The sequence below is a fragment of the Reyranella massiliensis 521 genome, from assembly GCF_000312425.1.
Lineage (GTDB): Bacteria > Pseudomonadota > Alphaproteobacteria > Reyranellales > Reyranellaceae > Reyranella > Reyranella massiliensis.
Genome location: NZ_HE997181.1, coordinates 4,317,907 through 4,340,341, shown reverse-complemented (window position 1 = coordinate 4,340,341; position 22,435 = coordinate 4,317,907). Strand labels below are relative to the sequence as shown.

Annotated in this window: 22 protein-coding genes; 11 read left to right on the top strand and 11 right to left on the bottom strand. The window is 64.8% G+C overall.

Annotated features, from left to right (window positions below):
* Positions 1-9: 9 nt before the first annotated feature.
* The 4 genes from BN60_RS21140 to BN60_RS21125 all read left to right on the top strand — a co-directional run bounded on the left by BN60_RS21140 (position 10) and on the right by BN60_RS21125 (position 3,845).
* Entirely contained in the window at positions 10-1,548 is a 1,539-nt protein-coding gene (locus BN60_RS21140; protein WP_020698143.1) for a carboxylesterase/lipase family protein, read from the top strand.
* The gene (locus tag BN60_RS21135) at positions 1,545-2,651 is read left to right on the top strand and encodes an enolase C-terminal domain-like protein (protein ID WP_020698142.1); all 1,107 of its coding nucleotides are present in this window, start codon (positions 1,545-1,547) and stop codon (positions 2,649-2,651) included. Before BN60_RS21140 ends, BN60_RS21135 begins: the two co-directional genes overlap by 4 nt.
* A 76-nt stretch (positions 2,652-2,727) precedes the next feature.
* Positions 2,728-3,279: a hypothetical protein gene (locus tag BN60_RS21130; RefSeq protein WP_020698141.1), complete on the top strand. Its 552-nt coding sequence runs from the start codon at positions 2,728-2,730 to the stop codon at positions 3,277-3,279.
* Positions 3,280-3,371: 92 nt separating this feature from the next.
* On the top strand, positions 3,372-3,845 hold the full coding sequence (locus BN60_RS21125) for a YaiI/YqxD family protein (RefSeq protein ID WP_020698140.1): 474 nt from the start codon (positions 3,372-3,374) through the stop codon (positions 3,843-3,845).
* On the opposite strand, the gene BN60_RS21120 is transcribed toward BN60_RS21125, so the two are convergent.
* Positions 3,842-5,401 carry an ABC transporter substrate-binding protein gene (locus BN60_RS21120; protein WP_020698139.1) on the bottom strand — a complete coding sequence of 520 codons (1,560 nt, stop codon included), beginning with the start codon at positions 5,399-5,401 and terminating at the stop codon, positions 3,842-3,844. The genes BN60_RS21125 and BN60_RS21120 overlap by 4 nt on opposite strands.
* Before the next feature lie 702 nt (positions 5,402-6,103).
* Here BN60_RS21120 and BN60_RS21115 point away from each other — a divergent pair.
* Positions 6,104-9,334, top strand: coding sequence for an AsmA family protein (locus BN60_RS21115; protein WP_083856225.1), 3,231 nt, complete (start codon positions 6,104-6,106; stop codon positions 9,332-9,334).
* Here BN60_RS21115 and BN60_RS21110 read toward each other — a convergent pair.
* Complete coding sequence (locus BN60_RS21110) at positions 9,331-10,002, bottom strand: DsbA family oxidoreductase (RefSeq protein WP_020698137.1); 672 nt, start codon at positions 10,000-10,002, stop codon at positions 9,331-9,333. The two genes, BN60_RS21115 and BN60_RS21110, sit on opposite strands and share 4 nt — an antisense overlap.
* 81 nt (positions 10,003-10,083) lie before the next feature.
* On the opposite strand from BN60_RS21110, the gene BN60_RS21105 reads away from it, so the two are divergent.
* On the top strand, positions 10,084-10,785 hold the full coding sequence (locus BN60_RS21105; RefSeq protein WP_020698136.1) for an SDR family NAD(P)-dependent oxidoreductase: 702 nt from the start codon (positions 10,084-10,086) through the stop codon (positions 10,783-10,785).
* 4 nt (positions 10,786-10,789) lie between these two features.
* On the opposite strand, the gene BN60_RS21100 is transcribed toward BN60_RS21105, so the two are convergent.
* Positions 10,790-11,176: a RidA family protein gene (locus BN60_RS21100; protein WP_020698135.1), complete on the bottom strand. Its 387-nt coding sequence runs from the start codon at positions 11,174-11,176 to the stop codon at positions 10,790-10,792.
* A 20-nt stretch (positions 11,177-11,196) separates the two neighbouring features.
* Entirely contained in the window at positions 11,197-11,859 is a 663-nt protein-coding gene (locus BN60_RS21095) for an HAD family hydrolase (RefSeq protein ID WP_043284184.1), read from the bottom strand.
* A gap of 49 nt (positions 11,860-11,908) precedes the next feature.
* Between BN60_RS21095 and BN60_RS21090 the strand changes: the two genes are divergently transcribed.
* Together BN60_RS21090 and BN60_RS21085 are read left to right on the top strand one after the other, a co-directional pair.
* Positions 11,909-12,259 (top strand): cupin domain-containing protein, encoded by a 351-nt coding sequence (locus BN60_RS21090; RefSeq protein WP_020698133.1) that lies wholly within the window; start codon positions 11,909-11,911, stop codon positions 12,257-12,259.
* A 15-nt stretch (positions 12,260-12,274) separates the two neighbouring features.
* Complete coding sequence (locus tag BN60_RS21085; protein WP_020698132.1) at positions 12,275-13,567, top strand: aspartate aminotransferase family protein; 1,293 nt, start codon at positions 12,275-12,277, stop codon at positions 13,565-13,567.
* Here the strand turns inward: BN60_RS21085 and BN60_RS21080 are convergent.
* From BN60_RS21080 to BN60_RS21070, 3 genes are read right to left on the bottom strand one after another with little or no spacing between them, the layout of a single operon-like run.
* Entirely contained in the window at positions 13,551-14,030 is a 480-nt protein-coding gene (locus BN60_RS21080; protein ID WP_043284181.1) for a peroxiredoxin family protein, read from the bottom strand. The genes BN60_RS21085 and BN60_RS21080 overlap by 17 nt on opposite strands.
* 2 nt (positions 14,031-14,032) lie before the next feature.
* Complete coding sequence (locus BN60_RS21075; RefSeq protein ID WP_020698130.1) at positions 14,033-14,779, bottom strand: substrate-binding domain-containing protein; 747 nt, start codon at positions 14,777-14,779, stop codon at positions 14,033-14,035.
* Between the two features lie 7 nt (positions 14,780-14,786).
* Entirely contained in the window at positions 14,787-15,710 is a 924-nt protein-coding gene (locus BN60_RS21070) for a 2-dehydropantoate 2-reductase (RefSeq protein ID WP_020698129.1), read from the bottom strand.
* A gap of 92 nt (positions 15,711-15,802) precedes the next feature.
* On the opposite strand from BN60_RS21070, the gene BN60_RS21065 reads away from it, so the two are divergent.
* Positions 15,803-16,084: a hypothetical protein gene (locus BN60_RS21065; protein WP_020698128.1), complete on the top strand. Its 282-nt coding sequence runs from the start codon at positions 15,803-15,805 to the stop codon at positions 16,082-16,084.
* Between the two features lie 9 nt (positions 16,085-16,093).
* On the opposite strand, the gene BN60_RS21060 is transcribed toward BN60_RS21065, so the two are convergent.
* The 4 genes from BN60_RS21060 to BN60_RS21045 are packed head-to-tail and all read right to left on the bottom strand — an operon-like array spanning position 16,094 to position 19,910.
* The gene (locus BN60_RS21060; RefSeq protein ID WP_020698127.1) at positions 16,094-16,633 is read right to left on the bottom strand and encodes a HutD/Ves family protein; all 540 of its coding nucleotides are present in this window, start codon (positions 16,631-16,633) and stop codon (positions 16,094-16,096) included.
* Positions 16,630-17,691: an SDR family oxidoreductase gene (locus BN60_RS21055; protein WP_020698126.1), complete on the bottom strand. Its 1,062-nt coding sequence runs from the start codon at positions 17,689-17,691 to the stop codon at positions 16,630-16,632. The genes BN60_RS21060 and BN60_RS21055 overlap by 4 nt, the downstream gene beginning before the upstream one ends.
* A gap of 9 nt (positions 17,692-17,700) precedes the next feature.
* A complete protein-coding gene (locus BN60_RS21050) occupies positions 17,701-18,888 on the bottom strand; it encodes a CaiB/BaiF CoA transferase family protein (protein ID WP_020698125.1) in 1,188 nt (395 codons plus the stop codon).
* 8 nt (positions 18,889-18,896) lie between these two features.
* Positions 18,897-19,910 (bottom strand): NADP-dependent oxidoreductase, encoded by a 1,014-nt coding sequence (locus tag BN60_RS21045; RefSeq protein ID WP_020698124.1) that lies wholly within the window; start codon positions 19,908-19,910, stop codon positions 18,897-18,899.
* A 59-nt stretch (positions 19,911-19,969) separates the two neighbouring features.
* Between BN60_RS21045 and BN60_RS21040 the strand changes: the two genes are divergently transcribed.
* Together BN60_RS21040 and BN60_RS21035 are read left to right on the top strand one after the other, a co-directional pair.
* Positions 19,970-21,106: a mandelate racemase/muconate lactonizing enzyme family protein gene (locus tag BN60_RS21040; protein ID WP_020698123.1), complete on the top strand. Its 1,137-nt coding sequence runs from the start codon at positions 19,970-19,972 to the stop codon at positions 21,104-21,106.
* A gap of 58 nt (positions 21,107-21,164) precedes the next feature.
* Positions 21,165-22,421: an ABC transporter substrate-binding protein gene (locus BN60_RS21035; RefSeq protein WP_020698122.1), complete on the top strand. Its 1,257-nt coding sequence runs from the start codon at positions 21,165-21,167 to the stop codon at positions 22,419-22,421.
* Positions 22,422-22,435: the final 14 nt, after the last annotated feature.

The following is a 22,435-nucleotide window of genomic DNA, read 5'->3' as shown; positions in this document are numbered from 1 at the left end:
ACTGCGGCCATGAGCGCTGAAATCATCATTGAGACAACGGCCGGTCGCGTTCGCGGCACCGCCGAACGTGGTGTCGACATCTTCAAGGGAATTCCCTACGCCGCGCCACCGCTCGCCGACCGACGCTTCCGGCCACCCGAGAAGCCCGAGCCCTGGGCCGGCGTACGCGATGCCCAGGCCTACGGCAACATGGCGGTGCAGAGCCTCAACGTGTTCGCCCTGCCGGACGACCTGCTGCGGATCTTCACGCTCGCGGGCCGCCAGAAGCTCGACGAGGATTGCCTCTATCTCAATGTCTGGACATCGGGACGGCGGGGTTCCCACCGGCCTGTCCTGTTCTGGTGCCATGGCGGTGCCTTCATCACCGGATCCGGCTCCTCGCCCTGGTCCGACGGTGCCAATCTCTGCCGCCTCGACGATGTCGTCGTGGTTTCGTTCAACCACCGCTTGGGAGCTTTGGGCTATCTCCACCTCGAGGATATTGCCGGCGACGACTTCGCCGGTGGCGGCCTTGCCGGCGTACTCGACATCGTGGCGGCCCTGGAGTGGGTGCGGGACAATATCGCCCGGTTTGGCGGCGATCCGCGCAACGTCACCATCTTCGGCGAATCGGGTGGGGGCGCGAAGGTGAGCGTGCTGATGGCCATGCCATCGGCCAAAGGGCTCTTCCACAAGGCGATCGTCCAGAGCGGGCCGGCCGTGCAGATGGCTGACCGTGACGACGGCACGAAGACGGCCCGGCAGATGCTCGACCATCTCGGTCTCGATATCGCACACGCGGGCGAGCTGAGGAACATGCCCGTGGCGAAGCTCCTCGAGGCGCAGGTCAAGGTGCTGGCGGGCGTCAGCCGCGCGGCCTTCGCTGACCGCCGGCGGCTTGGCTTCAATCCGGTAATCGACGGCCGTCTCTTTCCGGGTGGACCCTTCGCGCCGCATGCGCCGCTCGCCTCGGCGCACGTGCCGTTGATGATCGGCAGCAACAAGGACGAGATGACGTTGTTCCTGGGCCACATGCCCTGGATCACCGAAGCGACCTTCGGCAACCTGCCCGAAGCGCTGACGCCCTATCTCGGCGCGCGGGCGGCCGAAATCGTCGACATCTATCGCAAGGCTCAGCCGCGGCTGCGGCCGGACGAAATCGCCATCGCCATCGTTTCCGACCAGGGGATTCGCGCGCCGTCGTTGTTGATGGCCGAGCGCAAGCTCGCCCAGGGCGGTGCGCCGGTGTTCGTCTACCTCTTCGCCTGGGAGACGCCGGTGCTGAACGGCCGGCTGCGTTCCTGTCACACGCTCGAAATTCCCTTCGTCTTCGGCAATCTCGAGACGGCGGAGTTGACCGGCAGCGATCCGGCGCGTCTGCCTCTCGCCGAAACGATGGGTCGCGCCTGGATCGCCTTCGCGCGCAACGGCGATCCTGGTCACAGTGGCCTGCCGACATGGCCGGCTTATTCCGCGAGCATGCGCACCACGATGATTTTCGACACAGTCTGCCACCTCGATATCGACCCCTTCGCGGCAGAGCGACGGGTTTGGGAGAGCAAGCGATGAAGATCACCGATGTAGCGCTCACTCTATTCGCCTGGGACGACATTCCGCCCACGACCTATGGTGCCCATACCGGCCGCTTCTCCGGCAAGAGCGCGCTCGGCCTGTTGCGCCTCATGACCGACGAGGGAATCGAGGGGCATGCCTTCCTCGGTTCCGCCATGAATCCGGCGACGACGGACGGGCAGGGACTGATCACCCACCTGAAGCCGGTGCTGATCGGCAAGGACCCCTTGCGGCGCGAACACCTCAACCAGGAGATCTGGAAACGCCAAAGATCGGCCGGCGTGCGGGCGATCGGCGCTGTGGACGTAGCGCTATGGGATCTGGTCGGCAAGGCGATGGGCCAGCCGATCCACCGATTGCTCGGAACCTACCGCGAATCGGTGCCGGCCTATGCCAGCTCCGCCGTGCTGCCGTCGCCCGCTGCTTATGCCGAGGAGGCCATGCAGTTCAAGGAGAATGGCTGGGCCGCCTACAAGATCCATCCGCCGACCCGCTGGAAGGAGGACATCGAGGTCTGCGAGGCCGTACGCAATGCCGTCGGCGACTATACGATCATGCTCGATTCGACGTGGAGCTACGACTATCCGGCGGCTGTGCGCGTCGGCCTCGCCGCGCAGGAGCTGGGGTTTCACTGGTACGAGGATCCGCTCGCGGATCAGGACATCTACAATTACGTGAAATTGAAGCAGAAACTGTCGATCCCGATTCTGGCGACGGAATATCCGATCACCGGCCTCGATTCCTACCAGCCATGGATCATGCAGCAGGCGACCGATTATCTGCGCGGCGATGTGGCGGTGAAAGGCGGCATCACCACTCTGGTGAAGACGGCACATCTCGCCGAAGCCTTCCGCATGAACTACGAGGTTCATCACGGCGGCAACTCGCTGAACAATGTGGCGAACCTTCATGTCATCGCGTCGATCCGGAACACCGAATTCTTCGAGGTGCTGTTGCCCGACGCGGCGCAAAAATATGGGCTGGAACAGGACATCGTGGTGGGACGCGACGGCCAGGTGCATGTCCCGAACGGACCCGGGCTGGGGGCGGTGATCGATTTCGCCCTGATTGAACGAAAGAAAATTGCCGTATTGAGCTGAACGAGGTTGCTTGCGGGCGCAACCCCGCAACATCGGCGTGCGTTGCTGGGGTATCCAAGTTTCAGGAGGCCCATCCATGATGCACCGCACGCTGCTTGCCATGGCGCTGATAGCTTCGGCCGGCGCGGTTCATGCGCAGACCGCAAATCCCGTGGATCCTTACGGCCGCCCGCTGCTCGGCCGCAACGACTGGGTTCGCCAGCCCGGCGACCAACCCGGCCCGGCGACGGGCGTTGGCGCCGGCATGGCCACCACGACGACCACCATTCCGGGCGACATGGCTGCCATGCCGCCGGCGACCACGGCGATGCCGATGCAGACCTCGGCACCGGCTGCTGGCGAGCCGCTCGATCCGTACGGCCGGCCGCTGCTCGGCCGCAACGATTGGGTCCGTCAGCCCGGCGACCAGAGGGGAGCTGTGGGCGCTGGCGTGCCCGGCGCGGCAGGCGTCAGTCCCTCCCGGAGTTCTTCGATGCCGATGACCTCGTCTGCAGACATCGGCGCGTCCTCACAGATTGGCTCCGGCCCCCATCCCGTCGCCTTCAAGGACGAGTTCGGCTTCCGTTACGACGCCCAGGGCAATCGTCTTGACGCGCGCGGCTACGTGATCTCGCCCCAGACGAAGTAAGGGCACCTCATCTCGCTCGTGTCGGGATCATCCAGGTCTCGACATGAGCGAGCGGGGTAGACGATGCGGGCCGGTCGCGGCAAAACCGGCCTATGAACCTTGCGATTGCGATCTATGTCGATGCCGATGCCTGCCCGGTGAAGGCCGAAGTGTATCGGGTGGCCGAACGCTACGGGCTCAAGGTCTATGTCGTCGCGAATTCCTACATCAACGTTCCGCGCGACCTGCGCATCGAGCGGGTCGTGGTTGGCGACAGTTTCGACGCCGCCGACGACTGGATCGCCGAGCGTGTCGGTCCCGACGATATCGTCATCACATCGGACATTCCGCTCGCCGACCGCAGCCTGAAGAAGGGCGCGGCGGTCATCGGTTCGACGGGGGTGCCTTTCACCACGTCGTCCATCGGCATGGCGATGGCCAGCCGCGACCTGATGTCGAACCTGCGTGCCATGGGCGAGACGACAGGTGGGCCGAAGCCGATGTCAGCGCGGGATCGATCCCGCTTCCTGTCGGCCCTCGACGAGGCAATTCAAAGGTTGAAGCGACGTGGGGCCGTCCTCAGCTAACGCCGATCGATCCAGACGTCCTCGAAACGGAAGCCGTTATAGGAGCTGTTGATCTGCGGCACGTAGCCTTTGACGTAGGGCTGCCAGCAGGTCGCGGCGCGATTCCATATGATCGGCGGCCGCGCCGCGTCGGCCAGGAGCTTCGCATCGATCTCCTGGGCGAGGTGACGGCGCTTGTCGACATCGAGCTCTGCCGATTGCGCCTCGAACAGGCGCTCGATTTCGGGATTGCAGTAGTGGTTGTAGTTGCGTTCCGATCGGCAGGAGAAATTCTCGTAGAAAACCTGGTCGGGATCGTCGACGGCATTGCCGGTCGTTTCGAGTGCCAGCGTGTAGTCGCGGCGCTCGAGGCGCGTGAACCAGTGCGAGGTCTCCACGACATCGAGCGAGGCGTCGATATGGATTTCCTGGAGCTGGTTGGCGAGCACGGCCGCCGGGCTGCGGTAGAGCGAAATGGCCCGCGTGAAGATCTTCACCGGCAGCGTGCGGTCCGGGCCGTACCCCGCCTTGCGCATGAGGGCGCGGGCGGCTTCGCGGTTCTGCGCGATGTCCGTCCCGAATCCCGGCGCGTTGGCCAGAGATTCGGCCGACATGCCCCACTGACCATCGGGCGGCGGTTGCAGGTGTCCGCCAATCGCGCCGCTGGCATCGGTAAGCGCCTCCATGAAGGCATTGCGGTCGAGGGCCAGGGCAAGTGCGCGCCTGATATCCGGATTGTTGAACGGCGGAACATCGCGGTTCAGCATCAGGTTGGTGTTGTTGTTCAGGCTCGTCGCTTCGCATTGGACACGGGGCGACTGGCGCCGCACGTCGCGCAATTGCGCCATCGTCACGTCGTTGGGGAAAGTCATGTCGTAGCGGCCGGCGACGAAGCTCAACAGAGCTGTCGAGCGGCTGGTGACGACGGAGAATTCTATGGAGTCGAGGTAGGGCCGCCCTTCCTTCCAGTAGCGAGGGTTGCGCACCAGTCGGATGCGGTCGAACTGGCTGAAGGAGTCGAGCTTGAAGGGGCCCGTGCCGATCGGCTTGGTGCGCATCTGGGCGAGGGGGACGTGGCAGGGGTAGATCGGCGAAAAGCCCGACGCCAGCATGCTGAGCAGCGCCGGTTGGGGCCGGTTGAGATGGATCGTCACCTCATAGTCGTTGGGCGCATGGACGAAGTTGATGTTGCCGAACCAGGCCCCTCGCGGATTGCTGCGCAGCTTGTTGCGCGCCCGGCCGGTCCACAGATTGAACGTGCATTCGACGTCGCTGGACGTGAAGGGAAAGCCGTCGTGCCACGTCACGTTCTTGCGCAGCTTGAATGTCAGTTCGGTCTTGTCGTCGTTCCAGCGCCAGGACTCGGCTAGATCGGGAATGATCGACTCCGGCGTATTCTGCGCGTTCGCCGGGTCGAACATTACAAGGTTGTTGAATACCGGCATGAAGGCGACGACCGTCGACGCCGCAGTCTCTTCGAGGATCGATGCGCTGGCCGGATTGTCGCGATGAAAGATGCGGAGTGCGCCGCCACTTTTCTGCGCGAGTGCCGCGTCGCACCAGCCGAGGACGGCCACTGCCAAACACCAGATTGCGACCCTCGAACGCATTCCCACGACCTTTGCGCGCGTTGCCGGGCCCGGCGCCGCAGCTTCGCGGGAAGCTTACAGCGCCGATGAGCCATCGGTAGGTTCATTCATGCATATCCAATCGATTCGTTTCCACTTTGGATGCAATCAGAGAAGCTGAAGAAACAATACATACAAATGACTCGTCGGCCGTCCCGGGAGCGTCGCTGCCGATCCGGCGATGTCTTCCTGTGTCGTTTGCTGTTGCCGACACGGTCGAAGATTTGGAAGGAGAGGTGGAGGACGGTCGTGGCACGTGCGTCCGCCGTATCTGGCTTGATCCCGACGGTCCTGCTCCTTGGCGTTGCCGCGGCGCAAAAGAAGATCGTGATCTACGGGCCGACCGACAGCACGCTGGACGATCTCGTATTCGGCGCCTTCGTCAAGGGAGGGGCATCTGCTGGCGGAAAAGGATGCGCTTGGGTGACATCGTCTGCGGCGCGAGCGTTCGCCGTTGCAAACTTTTGGCCGCATTCTGGTGTCATTGATGCCTGGAGGCATCCCGAACGGCTTCGGGTCCGATGATCGTGACGCCTTGCCGATCGTGCTGCTCTGTCGATTGGCGTGTCGCTACGGACCTTCGGCCTGATGGCGTGCCAAAGGTTGCGGTTCAGGGCATCCTGACGATCCTAGAAGCGTTCTGACGGGGCCATGGCCAGAAAAGTGCGAATCCGGATCGTGATGGCGGTCGCTGCAGTACTCGGCGTACTGGCTCTTGCCGTTGCGGCCGTGCCCCATGTGGTGGATGTCGATGTCTACCGGCCGGCCATTGTCCAGGCGGTCAAGGAGGCGACCGGCCGCGAGCTGGTGATCGAAGGGCCGTTGAAGCTCTCGATGTTCCCGCGGCCACGCATCAGCGCGCGTAAGGTCCGCTTCGCCAATGCGCTGGGTGCCAAGGGCGCGCAGATGGTCGACGTGGAGTGGATCGGCGCATCGCCCGCATGGTGGCCGCTGCTGCGTGGCCAATTCGAGGTGGGGCGTCTCACGCTCTACAAGCCGGCCATCATCCTGGAAGCCGACGCGGAAGGCCGTCCCAATTGGCAGTTCGACCCCGGTGCCGGTGCTGCCCAGCCCGCGGGGGCGCCCAGTGCCGGGTTTCACCTTGCGGTGGGCCGCCTGCGCATCGTGCAGGGAACGCTGACCTATATCGTCCCGGCGACGGGCACCACGCTGACCGCGCAAAAAGTCGATGTGACCGCGTCGGCGGGTTCGCTCGAGGGGCCCTTCACACTGATCGGTACGGCCACCGTGAACGGTGTGCCGCTCAGTCTCGACGCGATCGTCGGCGGGCCGACCGACAAGGGCCATCTCGCCGCGCTGAAGCTCAAGGTCGAGAGCGGCACCCTGGATTTCGATGGCCGCATCAGTCGCATCGCTGCCGATGCCGAGGTGAGCGGCAAACTGTCGGTGGCGACAGGCGGATTGGCCGACTTCGTCACCTCGGTGTGGCGCGCGATAGGCCAGGCTCCGCCGGCCATCGCTGCGTCGCTGGTCGGCCAGTTTGCATTCGACGGCGGCGTCGATCTCAAGGCGGATCGTCTCGCCCTCGCCGACTTCAGGATGTCGATGGGGGGCGACGCCGCTTCCGGCAACCTGGCTCTTACAGGTGGCGCCGCGCCGTCTATTCAGGGGCGCCTGTCGATGCCGAAGGTCAATGTCGACCGCTGGCTGGAGGTGATGTCCAAGCCGGCGGCGTCTCAGCCGCAGGCCACAGCCCCACCATCGCCGCCACCCGCGACGTCGTTGTCGCTGTTCCCGCCGCAAGTGACCGTCTCCGTGGCGCTGGAGGCGAAGGAGATCATCTACCGCAAGGCCGCCGTGCGCGACCTCGATATGGTCGTCGCCATCAACAAGGGTGTCGTCGAGATCCCGCGGCTGAGCGCTGTCCTGCCGGGCGAGGCTGTCCTGAAAGCCGATGCGGCAGCCACACCGGCCAAGCCCGGCGCTCCCGCCGCCAAGCCCGCGGCCGACGCTGTGCAGTCCGCCGGCACCATCAGTCTCGCGAGCGCGAAGCCGCGCGACACTCTTGCCTGGCTCGGGATCGACACGTCGGGCGTGCCGGCCGGCATGCTTCAGACACTGCGCTTCGACGGCAAGATCGCGTCGACGTCCAATGCCGTGAAGATCGACGAGCTGGTGCTCGACCTGGATGGCCAGCGCGCGACGGGCAGCGGCAGCATCACGTTCGGCCTGCCTCTCACTGTCGTGTCCACGGTGCAGCTCGATCGCTTCGATCTCGATGCCTATGTGCCGAAGTCCACTACGACTGCGGCGGCGATCGCGCCGCCCGTCGTGCCGGCCGCGGCGGCTCCCGCCGTGCCGACCGTACCCGACAAGGGCGCTCCTGTTCTCGGGATGAAGGCCAGGGTGGCGAAGCTCGTCTATCGCGGCGAGACCCTGAACGGTGTCGATGCCGATGTGAGCCTCCAGGGCAACCTCCTGAAGCTGAACGGTCTCAAGGTCGCCGACCTGCTGGGCGCCAAGCTCGATCTCAAGGGACAGATCGCGGATTTCGGGACGGATCCGCGTTTCGACCTCACCTTCACGACAAGCATGCCCGACACTGACAAGCTGCTGGTCTATGCCGGTCTGCCGAAGTTCATCAACGGCAAGATCGGCGCGGCGACGGCGACCGGCGGCGTGGTCGGGACGATGGGGGCGGTCACCGTGCGCAACGTCGCCGTCACCATGGCGGGCGCCACGGCCCGCGCCACCGGCTCGCTGGTGCTGGGAGACAATTTCGCCTTCGATTTCCCGAGCTTCGGCCTGCAGGCGCGAGACGCCAGCCAGTTGGTGTCGGTCGCCACGGGGCGTGCGCAATCGGGGATCGGCGGGGTCGAGGCGGCAGGCGCCTTCAAGGGCAACGAGAAGAACATCTCGTTCGAGGGCAATCTGACGGCGATGCGCACGCCGATGATCGGCCGCATCGAGGCCGGCCTGGCGGATCGGCCGAACATCAGGGCGAACCTCCGCATTCCGGGAACGCTGGATTTCGACAGCTGGCTGGGTGTCGCCGATGGCGCCGTTGTCCCGCCGCTGCCGGCTGCGCCCGGCAATAGCGGCGACGCCGCGCCGGCCCCGGTGCGCGCTGCGCCGGCCCGCGTGGCGACCGGCAAGGCAATCGACCTCTCGGCATTGCGCGCCTTCGATGCGACGCTCAATCTCGAGACCAGCGCCCTCGAACTCTCCTCGCTCAAGGTCCTCTATGGCGACATGACCGCGAGCCTGCGCAACGGCGTGTTCAAGATCTCCAAGCTCACGGGCCAGTTCTACGGCGGCGCCGTCGACTTCGTCGGCACTGTCGATGCGTCTAAGGCGTCGATATCGATCGACCTCACCGGCTCGCTGCAGGGTATCTATCTCGGCGAGCTGCTGCGCGGCGCCGCGACGACCAGCACCTTCGGAAACGACCATCTGATGGTGGCGGTCGACGGCAAGATCAACGTCATGCAGATCGAAGTGCGTGGCCAGGGCAATTCGCCCGAGCAGATCCGGGATTCGCTGACGGGGCGCGGCAAGGTGAGCGGCTACCTCTACCCGTCGGTCGCCGCGGGGTCCCTGGGGCTCGCATCCTTTGCGACCGGCGTCGGCAGTATCTTCAGCACCGAAATGGGATTCGGTTCGGCCGTCCTGTCGGGCTTCATCAATGTTCAGAGCAGCGTCGCGGGCGACCTCGACATTTCCAACGGCGTGCTCTCCTTGCAGAATCATACGGTGCAGGGGCGGGGCGCCGTGGCCATGATCGACAGCCGCACCAGTCTGACGGCGGCCACGACCGAGACGACGATCTCCCTGGACACCGGGTCGCGCGGGTCGATCGACTATGTGATGACCGTGAAGGGGCCCGTTTCCTCGCCGACGATGAACGTGGGCGGCCGCTAGGCCGCGCGGTTCTTCAGGATATCCCAGGCCCGACGGAAGCTGTTGGCCATCTCTTCGGCCGGCACGGCGCCCGAGAACAGCACGTGGCCCTGCAATGCAAAGCTCGGCACGCCCTGGATGCCGGCATTGCGCGCCATCTGGTCGCCGGCCAGCACTTCCTTGCGACCCTCGTCGCTTTCCAGCATGGCCAGCACCTCGGCGCGATCGAGTCCGCCTTCGGCGCCGATGTCGGCCAGGATCCTGGAGTCGCCGATATCGGCGCCCTTGCAGAAATAGCCCTCGAACAGCTCCTCGACGATTGCGTCCTGAACGCCCTTCTTGCCGGCAAACCGAATCAGCCGGTGGGCATTCACCGTGTTGGGCGTGCGGGTGATCCTGTCGAGGTGGAATTCCAGGCCGACATTCGCCGCCGCCTCGGTGAGGCGCTGGTCGATCTGCCGGGAGCGTTCGAGGCCGCCGAACTTGGCGATGCGATATTTCAACCGATCCACGCCTTCGGCCGGCATGTCGGGATTGAGCTGGAACGGATGCCAGGCGACGGTGATCTTGCAATGGTGTTCGGCCAGGATATCGAGAGCGCGCTCAAGGTGGCGCTTGCCGATGTAGCACCAGGGACAGATCGCGTCGGAGATGACGTCGATGCGGCCGATCGGATGGGCCTGATCCATGGTCTGCTTCCTTCCCTATTGCGTCGAAACGTATACCCGCGTCGAATCGGGAGCAATGACCCGAACCCTTCGGAGACCTCCATGGACAAGCCGAAATACCGCTCTGCGCTGATCGTGGGCACCGGCCCCGGCCTCAGCGCCTCGCTGGCCCGCCTCTTTGCCAAAAACGGGCTCACCGTCGACCTGGCGGCCCGCCAGACGGACAAGCTTTCCGCACTTGCGAACGAAACGGGCGCGGCCGTCCATACCTGTAACGCCGCCGACCCGGGCGATGTTGCCGCCCTGTTCGGCGCGCTCGACGCTGCCGGCCGGACGCCGGATGTCGTGGTCTACAACGCCAGCAACCGCGTGCGCGCACCGCTCGTCGACCTTGTCCCCGACGATGTGAAACGGGCGATAGAGATCAGCGCCTTCGGCGCCTTCCTCGTCTCCCAGCAGGCGGTAAAGCGCATGTTGCCCAAGCAGCACGGCGCGGTGCTGCTGTCGGGCGCGACTGCCGGCGTGAAGGGCTTCGCTCTTTCAGCGACCTTCGCCATGGGCAAGTTCGCGCTGCGTGGCCTCGCGCAATCCATGGCACGCGAGCTCAGTCCGAAGGGCATCCATGTCGCCCACTTCGTCATAGATGGCGGCATCCGCAGCGCCGCGCGACCCGTGCCGGCCGATCGTCCGGACAGCCTGCTCGATCCCGACGCTATCGCCGAAACCTATTGGGCGGTGCTGCAACAGCATCGCAGCGCCTGGAGCTGGGAGGTCGAGGTACGGCCGTGGGTCGAAAACTTCTGAGCGCTCAAGCCGCTGCGACGATTTCCAGTTCGACAAGCCAGTCGGCAGCGAGAGTTTGGACGACGATGGCGGTCGTCGGGACGACGCGGCCTTTGAGGGCAGCGACTCGCGCGTTCTGATTGGCCTCTGCGTAGGAAGGGTCGCGCAGGTAGCTGGTGACCCGAACGATGTTGTCGACTGACATGTCGGCGCTGGCCAAGATGGCCCGCAGGTTCGACCAGATCAACTCGAGCTGATCCGACAGTGTCTTTCCGGCGATGCCGCGCTCGTCGAGGCCCATGGTGCCGCTGACGTAGAGGAAGCGGCTCGGGTTGCGTACCTCAAGCGCGTGCAGATAGTCGGGCGTCGCCGGATAGATGCCCGACACGGGGCTGTGCGAGATCATCTTCATGCGGATGCTCCGATCTCTTTCTAGAGGGCGGCTTCGAACAGCCGGCGTGCTTCGCGCAGGCTGCCCAGCACGGTGATGCACTTGTCGCGAACCTCGGGAAGCGGCGGCAGGATGTCGGGCACCATGATCGGCATGGTCCCGGCGGCATGCGCAGCCGTTAGGCCGACGTTCGAATCCTCGAAGGCGACGCAGCGCTCCGGCGCGATGCCAAGACGGCGAGCGGCCTCCAGATAGACATCCGGCGCGGGCTTCGCGTGCACGACATCGTCGCGCGTCGCGACGGCGCGGAAGCGGTCGAGCAGGCCGGCGCGGCCGAGATGGCGCTCCGCCGTGGCCCGGCCTGCTGAGGTGGCGACAGCCAAGGGCAGGCCGCGGGCGGCCAGGAAGTCGAGCAGTTCGACCACACCCGGCTTAACGGGGATGTTGGCCTCCAGCAGGCTTTGTGCATGGCTGGAGAAGCGCATCCGGAACTCTTCGATGCGGAAGCCGGCCCCATAGAAGTTCTGGATCATGACGTCGCATTCCTTGCCCGGAATGCCGACCATCGAATGGCAGAAGGTCAGCGGCATTTCGAGGTCGAGGCTTTGCGCCGCCGCCTGCAGCGCCTCGACATAGACCGCTTCGGTGTCGATCAGCAGACCGTCCATGTCGAAAAGGGCGGCCTCAATAGGTTTTCTCAGCATGGTTTCGTTCTAAGCTGGATCTTTGGCAGGGCAAGGCGGAGAAAAATTCATGCGGATCCATAACCTATATGTCGACGCCGAGGGCGAGACGCACTTCCGCGATATCGAGGTCGAATGGAAGAACGAAGGGCGTGGCGGCAAGACCTCGGCCACCTTGCCGGCCACCGGCATCATCTTTCGCCAGACGCCGGGCACCTACGATTACGAATGGCATCCGGCCCCGCGTCGGCAGTACATCATCAACCTCGATGCCGGCGTTTCCATTCAGGCGAGCGACGGTGAAACACGCATCATTGGTCCGGGCGAAGTCATCCTGGTGGAGGACACGCACGGCAAGGGCCATTTTTCCAAAGCGGTCGCAGGCAAGATGCGCCATTCCATTTTCGTCCCGATCGAGTAGCGCGTAGAGGAAGCCATGAACATCCAGACCCAGATCGATCCGACCAACGAACTCGTCGAACAGGCCAAGCGCGTGTTGCCGGGTGGCAGCTTCGGCAATATGCCGGCCGAGGTGATTCTCAAGGAAGGCAAGGGCGGCCGCATCTACGACGAAGCCGGCAGGGAGTATGTCGATTTTCTCCTGGGCTCGGGGCCGATGTTCATCGGCCACGCCCATCCCGAGGTCACGGCCGCCGTGCAGGCACAGGTCCCCCTGGGCACGACCTTCTTCGGCAACAACCGGCATGGCATTGCGCTGGCCGAAGCGATCGTCGACGCCGTGCCCTGCGCCGAGCAGGTGCGCTTTGTCTGCTCCGGCACCGAAGCCGATCTCTACGCGATGCGTGCGGCGCGGGCGTTCCGCAAGCGCGACAAGATCCTGAAGTTCGAGGGCGGCTACCACGGCATGAGCGACTATGCGCTCGTTTCTCTGGCGCCCAAGAACCCCGGCAACTTTCCGCGCGGCACCTTGGACTCGGCAGGTATTCCCAAGTCGGTGGTCGACGAAATGGTGATCGCTGCCTTCAACGACATCGAAATGGTCGAGAGCCTGATCGAAGAGCAGAAGGACGAACTGGCCGGTGTCATTGTCGAGCCGTTCCAGCGGTTGATCCCGCCCAAGCCCGGCTTCCTGCAGGCGCTGCGCGCCGTGACCGCCAAGCATGGCATTCCGCTGATCTTCGACGAGGTCGTGACCGGCTTCCGCTTCGCCTATGGCGGCGCGCAGGAATATTACGGCGTCACGCCCGACCTCTGCACCCTGGGCAAGATCGTGGGCGGCGGCTTTGCGCTGGCGGCCATCGCCGGCCGTGCCGACATCATGAAGCATTTCGACCGGCTCGCCATGACCGACGAGGATTTCATCTTCCAGGTCGGCACGCTGTCCGGCAATCCCGTGGCCGCCGTCGCCGGCCTTGCGACGCTGCAGGTGCTGAAGCAGCCCGGCACCTACGACAAGGTCTTCGAGGCGGGCCGGGAGCTGATGGGCGCGCTGAACGAGCTCATCCGGAAGGCCGGTCTGAAAGCGCAGGTGGTCGGTGAGCCGCCGCTGTTCGACATCGTCTTCACCGACCAGCCGATCAAGGATTATCGCGACACGCTGAAGGGCGATGCCGCCATGCTGAAGCGCTTCAACCAGCATCTGCGCGCCCGTGGCATCATGAAGGGCGAGAGCAAGTACTATGTCAGTGTGGCGCATACCCGCGCCGACCTCGATCACACGATCAATGCGTGGAAAGAGGCGTTCGACGAGCTCAAGGCCGGGCGCTGAGCAGGCTGCCCAGAACGAGGCCGAGGACGAGATCGTCCTCGGCGCCGAAAGTGTGGCGCGTGATATGTCCCTCGCGGTCGATGACGACCGTCGAGGGTGTTCCCTTGAAGCCGTAGGCCGCCATCGTCCGCGGGATCGGGCCGTCCGACGAGGGCCGGTCCACGGCGACCGGGAAGGCCAGGCGGTATTCGTGCAGGAAGGCTTCGAGCGATACCGGCGTCATCGCCGCGTGATGCTCGAACACCGTATGGATGCCCAGCACCACGAGATCGTCGAGATTCTTGGCGATCTCGTACAGGCGCCGCGCCTGCGGCACGGCCTGCGAAACGCAGCCGGGGCAGAGCATCTGAAAAGCGTGTAGCACCACGACCTTGCCGCGGAACATCTCGAGGCTGAGGGGCTGATCGGTGTTGAACCAGCGCTCCGCCTCGATGGGCGGCGCGGAAACTTGCGTCTCGGTCATGGTCACGGACTATCCAGGCCCTTCTTCTTCAGGACTGGTCCGTTGCCGGGATCGGACAGCGCCAGCAGAAGAGCGTCGGCCGCGGCGCGATTGCGCGAAGCCACGGAGACGCCGCCGGAATAGATCGTGTAGTGCTGCACATCGAGGGGGATCGGGCCGACGTACTGGACGCCGGGCACGCCCATGAGTTCGCTGCTCTGCTGCAGGGCAATGTCGGCCTTGCCGTCGACGATGCGGTCGGCGACCAGCCCGCCCGGAACCAGCACGGCCTTCGCCTTGATCTGGTCGGCGATGCCCAGCTTCTCGAACAGCCTCGCGAGATAGATGCCACTCGAACCGCCGGCCGCAGGATCGATGTAGGCCACGGCGCGGGCGGCCAGCAGCGCCTTCTTGAAGCCGTCGACATTGGAAAGGTCGGGCGCAGGCGCTCCCTGCTTGATGCCGACGCCGATGCCGGCGCGCGCCAGCTCCTTGGCGCTGCTCTCGTCGACGCGGTTGCCGAGAAGCGATGCCATGGGGATCGGCGGGATCACCAGCACATCGAAATACTCGCCCTCGGCGACGCGCTTCTGCAACGCGCCCGCCGTGCCGTTGTCGATCGTAACCTTGTGCCCGGTCTTCTTCTCGAATGCCGCAACGAGTTCCAGCGCTGCCGGCTTGTAGGCGCCGGCCGTCAGGAGCTTGAGATCGGCAGCCGAGACGCTGCCGCCAGCGACAAGAATGGAAAGGAGAACGAGAAGAAGGCGCATTTTTCCCTCAGGCCGGCCTGCCCATGATGTAGGGCTTGAGCGCAGCATACATCACCGTGTGTGTCGGTGTCGGGACATTGTGTCTGGCGCCGAGTTCGATGAGCTTGCCGGAAAGCCAGGGCAGTTCGATGCGATTGCCGCGCAGCAGATCGGTCGCCATCGACGGCATGAGATGAGGCGGCGCATTGCGGGTGAACGACACCGCCCGGTCCACGGCATCCGCCGGAAGGGCGATGCCGGCCGCGCGGGCGACATCGACGACTTCGCGATAGGCGGCATGGAACAGGGCGTCGATATCCTTGTCGCCGCGGATCTCGCCGAGCGGCAGGCGGGTCAACGCCGATACGCTGGCATTGGCGGCAAGCATCAGGAACTTAAGCCACAGGTCGGTCAGGATCGACTCGCTCAACACACCGTCGATGCCGGCCTTCTTGCACATTTCGGCGAAGCCCACCGCACGCGGGCTGCGGCTGCCGTCGGGCTCGCCGAAGGTCATGCGCATGGCCTTCCCGGTCTGGCGGATCAGGCCCGGCTCGGCGATGGTCGCGCTGATGCCGGCGACGCCCGGCATCACCGATTGCGGACCGAGGATCGGGATCAGTCGCTCGTGAGCATCGACGCCGTTCTGCAGGGTAATCACCGCCGTCGACGGTCCGACCATCGGCTTGATGGCCTCGCCCGCGCTTTCGACGTCCCACAGCTTGACGCAGAACAGCACATAGTCGACCCGGCCGACGGTAGCAGGATCGTCGGTGGCCTGGGTCGGCTTCAGGTGGGTGTTGCCACGCTCGCTCTCGATCCTGAGGCCATGATTTTTCATGGCGGCAAGATGGGCGCCACGTGCGATGAACGTGACGTCCGCGCCAGCATGGGCAAGGGCAGCGCCAAAACCACCTCCGACGCCGCCGGCGCCGACTACTGCAATCCGCATCGAAACTCCTCCTGGTGATCGGGCTCGGTCACGGTCGGGCCATATTCTCCGCCAAGGCTTGATCCTCGGTGAAGTAGTTTAAGGAGCCCGCGATGAAAGCCAGTCTTTTGTCCTTCATGCCGGCTTTGTTGATCCTGGCGTCGGCAGCAAGTGTATTGGCCGACAGCCGGTCACAGAAATATCGCAGCAACGGCTGCGAGATCGAACGCAAGTTCGATGACGATGGAGAATCCGAAACCAAGGTCGACTGCAAGCCCGGCTATGGCCGCGCGTACGTCGGTGAGGGCAAGGAAGAGTTCCGCCAGGGCGGCTGCAAGATCAAGCGCGAGTGGAAGCCCAACGGCGAATACAAGGAAGAAGTGAAGTGCAAGTGAGCCGGTTCCTCAAGTGATGCTGGCGACCAGCAGGCAACCTGTGAGGCCGGTGAGGCGCAGTGGCCCCGTGAGCTGTAACCTCAGCGCATAGTCTGCGCCCAAGGGGCGTTCGTTGCCCTGTACGGCAACGGCCGCCTCGCCGCGAGGATTGTAGGCGATGTGAGTGCCGGGCTGGAGATTGAGTGTGTGGCCTTCGTCGAGGACGACCATGTCGATTGACACCTCGGCCCGCGCGCCGATCAGGTTCACGACCTCGACCGGGCCTGCTTCCAGCCGGCTGACGATTGGTGTCTCGCCGGCAAAGCGCACGGGGCGAAAGGGCTGGCGTACGTCGATCTCGCCCTGTGGCGTTTCCAGCACGAGGCCGCTGCCGGCCACCAGCACCTGAACGCGATCGTGGCCGGTGTAGTCGGAGAAGGGGCCAGGCTCGACGATCGGGGTGCGGCCGAACCGCCAGCTCTCGCCCGAATAGGCGATGTCGACGGTCGTTCCGCCGCCATTCTTCCAGGGTGTACGCCGATAGCTGACCGGATCGAGCAGGGTAATCACGGAACAATTCTCTCCTTACGGAAGCGCGTCAGCAGGCGCTCGAACATGGCCTCGCTGTCGACCACCTCCTGGAAACCATGCAGGCGGCTCTTGGTGACATCGGACATTACGTCCCAGTCCGAGCCAAATACATAGTCGGCGAACGGCCAGGCGACGAGCTGGCCGAAGTCGAATTGCCTGAGGCCGTGCTTCCTGGTCATGACCGTCCAGAGGTCGGCCTTGTCGGCCATCTGCTGGGTGAGGCTGATCGTCTGGACGTCGCCCACCTTCATGTCGAAGACCTCGGCGATGCGCGGCCAGACGTTGCGCCAGCGGAAGTAGTCGCCGTTGGTGATGTTATAGGCTTGGTTGGCTGCCTGCTTCTCCGTCGCCGCCCAGAGGGCCGCGTTGGCGAAGTGCGAGGACTCCGTCACCTGATAGATCGTGCCATAGGCGCCGGGCTTGCCAGGAAAGCGCAGCGGCAGGCCGAGTTCCCTGGAGATGGCGGCATAGACGGCAATCGCGGGGAGAATGCTCATCGCCGTGCCCGGCGCGAAGCCACAAAGCGTTTGCGGGCGGAGTTCCGCCCAGCTCCACTTCTTGCCGCGCTGGAAGGCGGTCAGCCAGTCGATCTGGTCGAAATAGAAATCCGGCGGCATGTGCCGCGGGTCGGTCTCGCGCATCGGCGTCTTCAGCGGGCCGAGATGTGTGCCGTAATACTTCGTGCCCGTCACCAGCACGACCCGCTGCAGCGAGCGCGAGGCCTTGGCGATGGCGCTCACCGAATTCACCAGCATGTCGCGGTTGGGGGCGATCACCGCCGCATAGTTCGCGGCGTTGCCGGTGCCGGGCTGGAAGGCGGCGTAGAAGATGTGCGTGACGTCGCGAAGCTTTCCGAGTTTGCCCGCGACATCGTCGAGATCGAGCAGGTCGACGGCGACGTGGCTGTAGCGCGGACCGTTCCTCGCAGGGCGGCGAGACAGGCCGACCACCTGCCAGTCGCCTTCGGCGACGAGCTTCTCGACGATGTAGCGGCCGATCACACCCAGCGCACCGACGACAACGGCCTTCTTCTTCATGGCGCCACTCTACCTCGCCGCAGCGACCGTGCCATTGTCCAGCAGGGAGGCGATTTCAGCGGGCGTGTAGCCGTGCTCTGCCAGGATCGCGGCACTGTGCTGGCCCGGCACGGGAGCCTCTGCACGGAGCGTACCTGGCATGGGTGGCTGCAGGCCGGGAAGCGCCGGCACCGGAACCTTCTGCGGCAGGCCGGCTTGCTCGAGCCAGTGGATCAGGCCGGTCTCGCGCACCTGCGGCTGGTCGAGAAAGTCGGCGTAGCTGTTCAGGCGCTCGTGCATCAGACGTGCTTCGGTGAGACGCGCGCTCCAATGCGCCGATGGTTTGGCGGCAATCGCCGGGCGGACGATTGCGTATACGGCGGCTTCGTTGGCAAGCCGCAGAGCCGGCGTGGCAAAGCGTGCTTCCTGGGCCAGTGCAGGCATGTCCATCGCCGCGCACAGGCTTGCCCAGTCGCGGTCGTTGATGGCAACGATCGACATCCAGCCATCGGCCGTCTTGAACACGCCGCCTGGCACACCGCCCGGCTTCATCGTGCCGCCTTCGAGGTGGCAGGCCATCAGCCGGATCGACTGCAGCGCCGTTGCGGCCTGCATGAGGCTGACGTCGATGTAACGTCCGCGCGGTTCGTCGCGTCGCGCATAGAGGGCCGTGCTCAAGGCCTGATAGGCATAGAGCGCGGTCGACATGTCGACGACGATGACCGGCACACGGTGAGGGATTCCGTCCTCGCCGCGATTCTCGATCATCATGCCGGTGTAGGCTTGCAGCACGGGATCCATCGCCGGCCGCTCGGCGAGCGGGCCGGTCTGGCCGAAGCCCGAGATCGAGACGTAGAGAATGCGCGGCTCGCGGGCCGATACCGCCTCGTAGTCGAAGCCCAGGCGCTTGATCACGCCGGGGCGGAAACCTTCGAGGAAGATGTCGGCGCCCTCGAGCAGCCGCCATAGCACCTGCTTGCCGGCCTCTGTCTTGAGATCGACCGAGATGCTGCGCTTGCCCATGTTGCCGATGATCGAGAAAGCAGTGTGACTTTCGTAGCGCACGCCGAGCGCGCGGGCCCAATCGCCCTCGCCGATGCTCTCGACCTTGATCACTTCCGCGCCATGCTGGGCGAGCAGCATGGCGCAATAGGGGCCAGCGATACCCTGGCTGAGATCGACGACCTTGAGGCCGGCGAGGGGGGCGTCGTAGCTCATGGCAAAACTCAGACGAGCTTGATCAGCATTTTGCCGAAGTTCTCGCCCCGCAGCATGCCGATGAAGGCGCGCGGCGCCTTGTCGATGCCGCTGACGACATCCTCGCGGTACTTCACCTTGCCGGCGCGGACCCATTCGCCCATCTGGCGCATCGCCGGCCCATACTGTTGGGCGAAGTCGGTGACGATGAAGCCGCGAGCGGTCACGCGCTTGCCGACGAAGGTGCCCATCAGGCGCGGGCCCAGTTCGGCGGCGGTGGCATTATACTGCGAGATCGAGCCGCAGAGCGCCACGCGGGCGAAGAAGTTGAGGTTGCGCAGCACGGCGTCGGAGATCGCGCCGCCGACATTGTCGAAATAGACGTCGATGCCGTTGGGGCAGGCGGCGCGCAGGGCCGCATCGAGATCCTTCTCGGCCTTGTAGTCGATGCAGGCATCGAAGCCGAGCTCATCCTTCACGAAGGCGCACTTCTTGGCGCCGCCCGCGATGCCGACGGTGCGGCAGCCCATGAGCTTGGCGATCTGGCCGACCACCTGGCCGACGGCGCCAGAGGCCGCCGAAACCACGACGGTCTCGCCGGGCTTCGGTTGGCCGACATGCAGCAGGCCGAAATAGGCGGTCATGCCCGGCATGCCCAGCACGCCGTTGGCGGTCGAGATCGGCGCGATGGTGGGATCGACCTTGCGCAGGGTGGGGCCGCCGCCGATCGCATATTCCTGCCAGCCGAGACGATCCTCGACGATGTCGCCGACCTTGAAGCCCGCATGCTCGGACTTCACCACTTCGCCCACCGTGCCGCCTGTCATCACCTCGTTGAGGCCGACCGGAGCCGCATAGGAGGCGGCATCGCGCATGCGGCCGCGCTGATAGGGATCGAGCGAGAGATAGTGCACCTTCACCAGCACCTCGCCGTGCCGCGGCTCGGGCACGGGCGCTTCCTCGACGCGGAAATCGGTTTCGGCAGGCTCGCCCGGCGGCCGGCGGACGAGGACGACACGGCGATGGGTCTTGGGAATGTTCATGGACATTGTCTCCAATTCGATTTGGCGTGCACCATAGACCGACAGGAGAGGAAGCATCCATGCCCACCATCAAGCATCTGTCGTTCACAGGTCTGGAGTATGTCTTTGCGCCGGAGAAAGCCTACGGAATGTCGCGTGGCGGTGGCTTCCGCCGCCAGGGTGGCTTCATCGAGGTCGAAACCGAACAGGGTGTGAAGGGGATCGGCGAGGTCTTCGGCAATCCGTTGGTCTCGCGCGAGTATTTCCGCATGGTCGAGCCGATGTTTATCGGTCGCAGCGTCTTCGACTTCGATCATGTCGAGGCGCGAGTCCGCAACGCGATGTATCACCTGGGCGTCGGCAACCAGCTCACCGCCTGCCTCGCCGGCATCAACGTGGCGCTATGGGATGCCATTGCACGAGGCTTCGACGTGCGCGTCTGCGACCTGATCGGCGGCTGCGGCACGACGCGGATTCCCGCCTATGCCTCGACCGGCTTCTTCTCCGACGATCCCGACCGTCAGCTCGACCATATGCTGGCCGAGGCGGCGGACCATCCCTATGCCGGGGCCAAGATCAAGATCGGCCGTGGCATCCGCGACGATGTCGCTCGCGTGCGTCGCAGCCGCGAAGCGCTGGGACCGGACAAGCTTCTGATGGTCGATATCAACGGTGCCTATACGGCTGACGTGGCGTTGGAATGCGCCCGCGCCATCGAACCCTTCGGCATCCACTGGATCGAGGAACCGTTGCCGCCGGGCGACCTGCGGGGCTATGCCGAACTGCGGGCACGTTCGCCGATCCCGCTGGCGGCCGGCGAGGCGCATCATACGATTCGCGACTTTCGCGCCCTGATCGACGGGCGCTGCATCGACATCGTGCAGCCCTCGGTTCCCGGCGTCGGCGGGCTCACCGAGGCCAAGCGTATCGCCACGCTGGCGCTAGCACAGAACCTGCGACTGGCACCGCATGTCTGGGGTGGTGGCGTCGGGCTGGCAACAGCCTGCCACTTCATCGCCTCGTTGCCGGCCTCGCCGCATACTGAGCATCCGCCTTACCCGCAGATGCTGGAATACGACATGAGCGACAATGCACTCCGTACGCAATTGCTGAAGACGCCACCCAGGCTAGAGGCCGGACATGTCCTGCTACCCGACGGGCCGGGGTTGGGTATCGAACTCGATCCTGCGGCCGTGGAACGCTACCGGATTTGCTGATGGCCTGAGGCCGTGCCAGACTTTCGCGGTGCGGGCACGTCTGATCTGGGGGACATCAATGATCAAGGCTATGCGTCGGACTGTGGCGGCGGCTGCCGCACTTGCTCTTCTGGGACTTGGCGGGACCGCCGGCGCCCAGCAGGTCGTCAAAATCGGTGCCGTCTATCCCTTGAGTGGCAACTCCGCGAGCACCGGCAACTACGCCAAGATGGCCTTCGAGATGGGGGCCGATATCATTAACAACGGCAATGCCGAACTCGCCAAGGTGATGCCGCTGGCGAAAGGTGGTGGGTTGCCGGGCCTCAAGGGCGCCAAGATCCAGATGGTGATCGCCGACAATCAGGGCACGCCGGCGGCCGGACAGAACCAGACGCTGCGCCTGATCACCGAGGAAAAAGTCGCCGCTGTCATCTGCTGCTATCAATCCGGCATCACGCTTACCGCGTCGGCTGTCGCGGAGCGCTACGGCATTCCCTTCCTCAATGCCGAGTCGGTGGCCGCCAATCTGACGGAGCGCGGCTTCAAGTGGTTCTTCCGTACCACGCCGGTCGCCGCGGATTTTGCCAAGGCCTACTCGACCTTCCTCAACGAGCAGAAGGCGGCGGGCCGCAAGGTCGATTCGATTGCGATCGTCCACGAGAACACCGAGTACGGCAACTCGGTCTCCAGCGTGCTGGCGGACGCCTTCGGCAAGGCGGGTCTGCCGGTCACGCAGAAGATCGCCTACTCGGCCAACTCGACCGACGTGCAGCCGCAGGTACTGCAGCTCAAGGAGAAGAACCCCGACGTCGTCATCTTCATCTCCTATACGTCGGACGCGATCCTCTATGCCAAGACGATGAAGGAACTGAACTGGAAGCCGTCGATCCTGATCGCCGACGATGGCGGCTTCAACGACCCGGCCTTCGTGAAGGCCATGGGCTCGGTCACGGAGGGCTTGATCAGCCGTTCGGTCTTCGCCTCGGGCAAGCCGGGCAGCGTCGCGGCGATCCTCGACGAGCTCTACAAGAAGAAGACCGGCGGCGATGGCCTCGACGACGTCTCGGCGCGTGTGCTGCAGGCCTTCTTCGTGATGGCCGAGGCCATCAACAAGGCCGGCTCGACCGATCCGGCAAAGATCCGCGATGCGTTGCGCGCCGTCGAGATGAAGCCGGAACAGCTCGTGGCAGGCTACGATGGCGTGAAGTTCGACGACAAAGGCCAGAACGTTCAGGCCTCGACGTTGATCACGCAGATGCGCAACGGCAACTACGTATCGGTCTGGCCGAAATCGCGCGCCACTCACGAGCTGATCCTGCCGTACAAGGGCTGGTAGGCACGGTCGCAGCG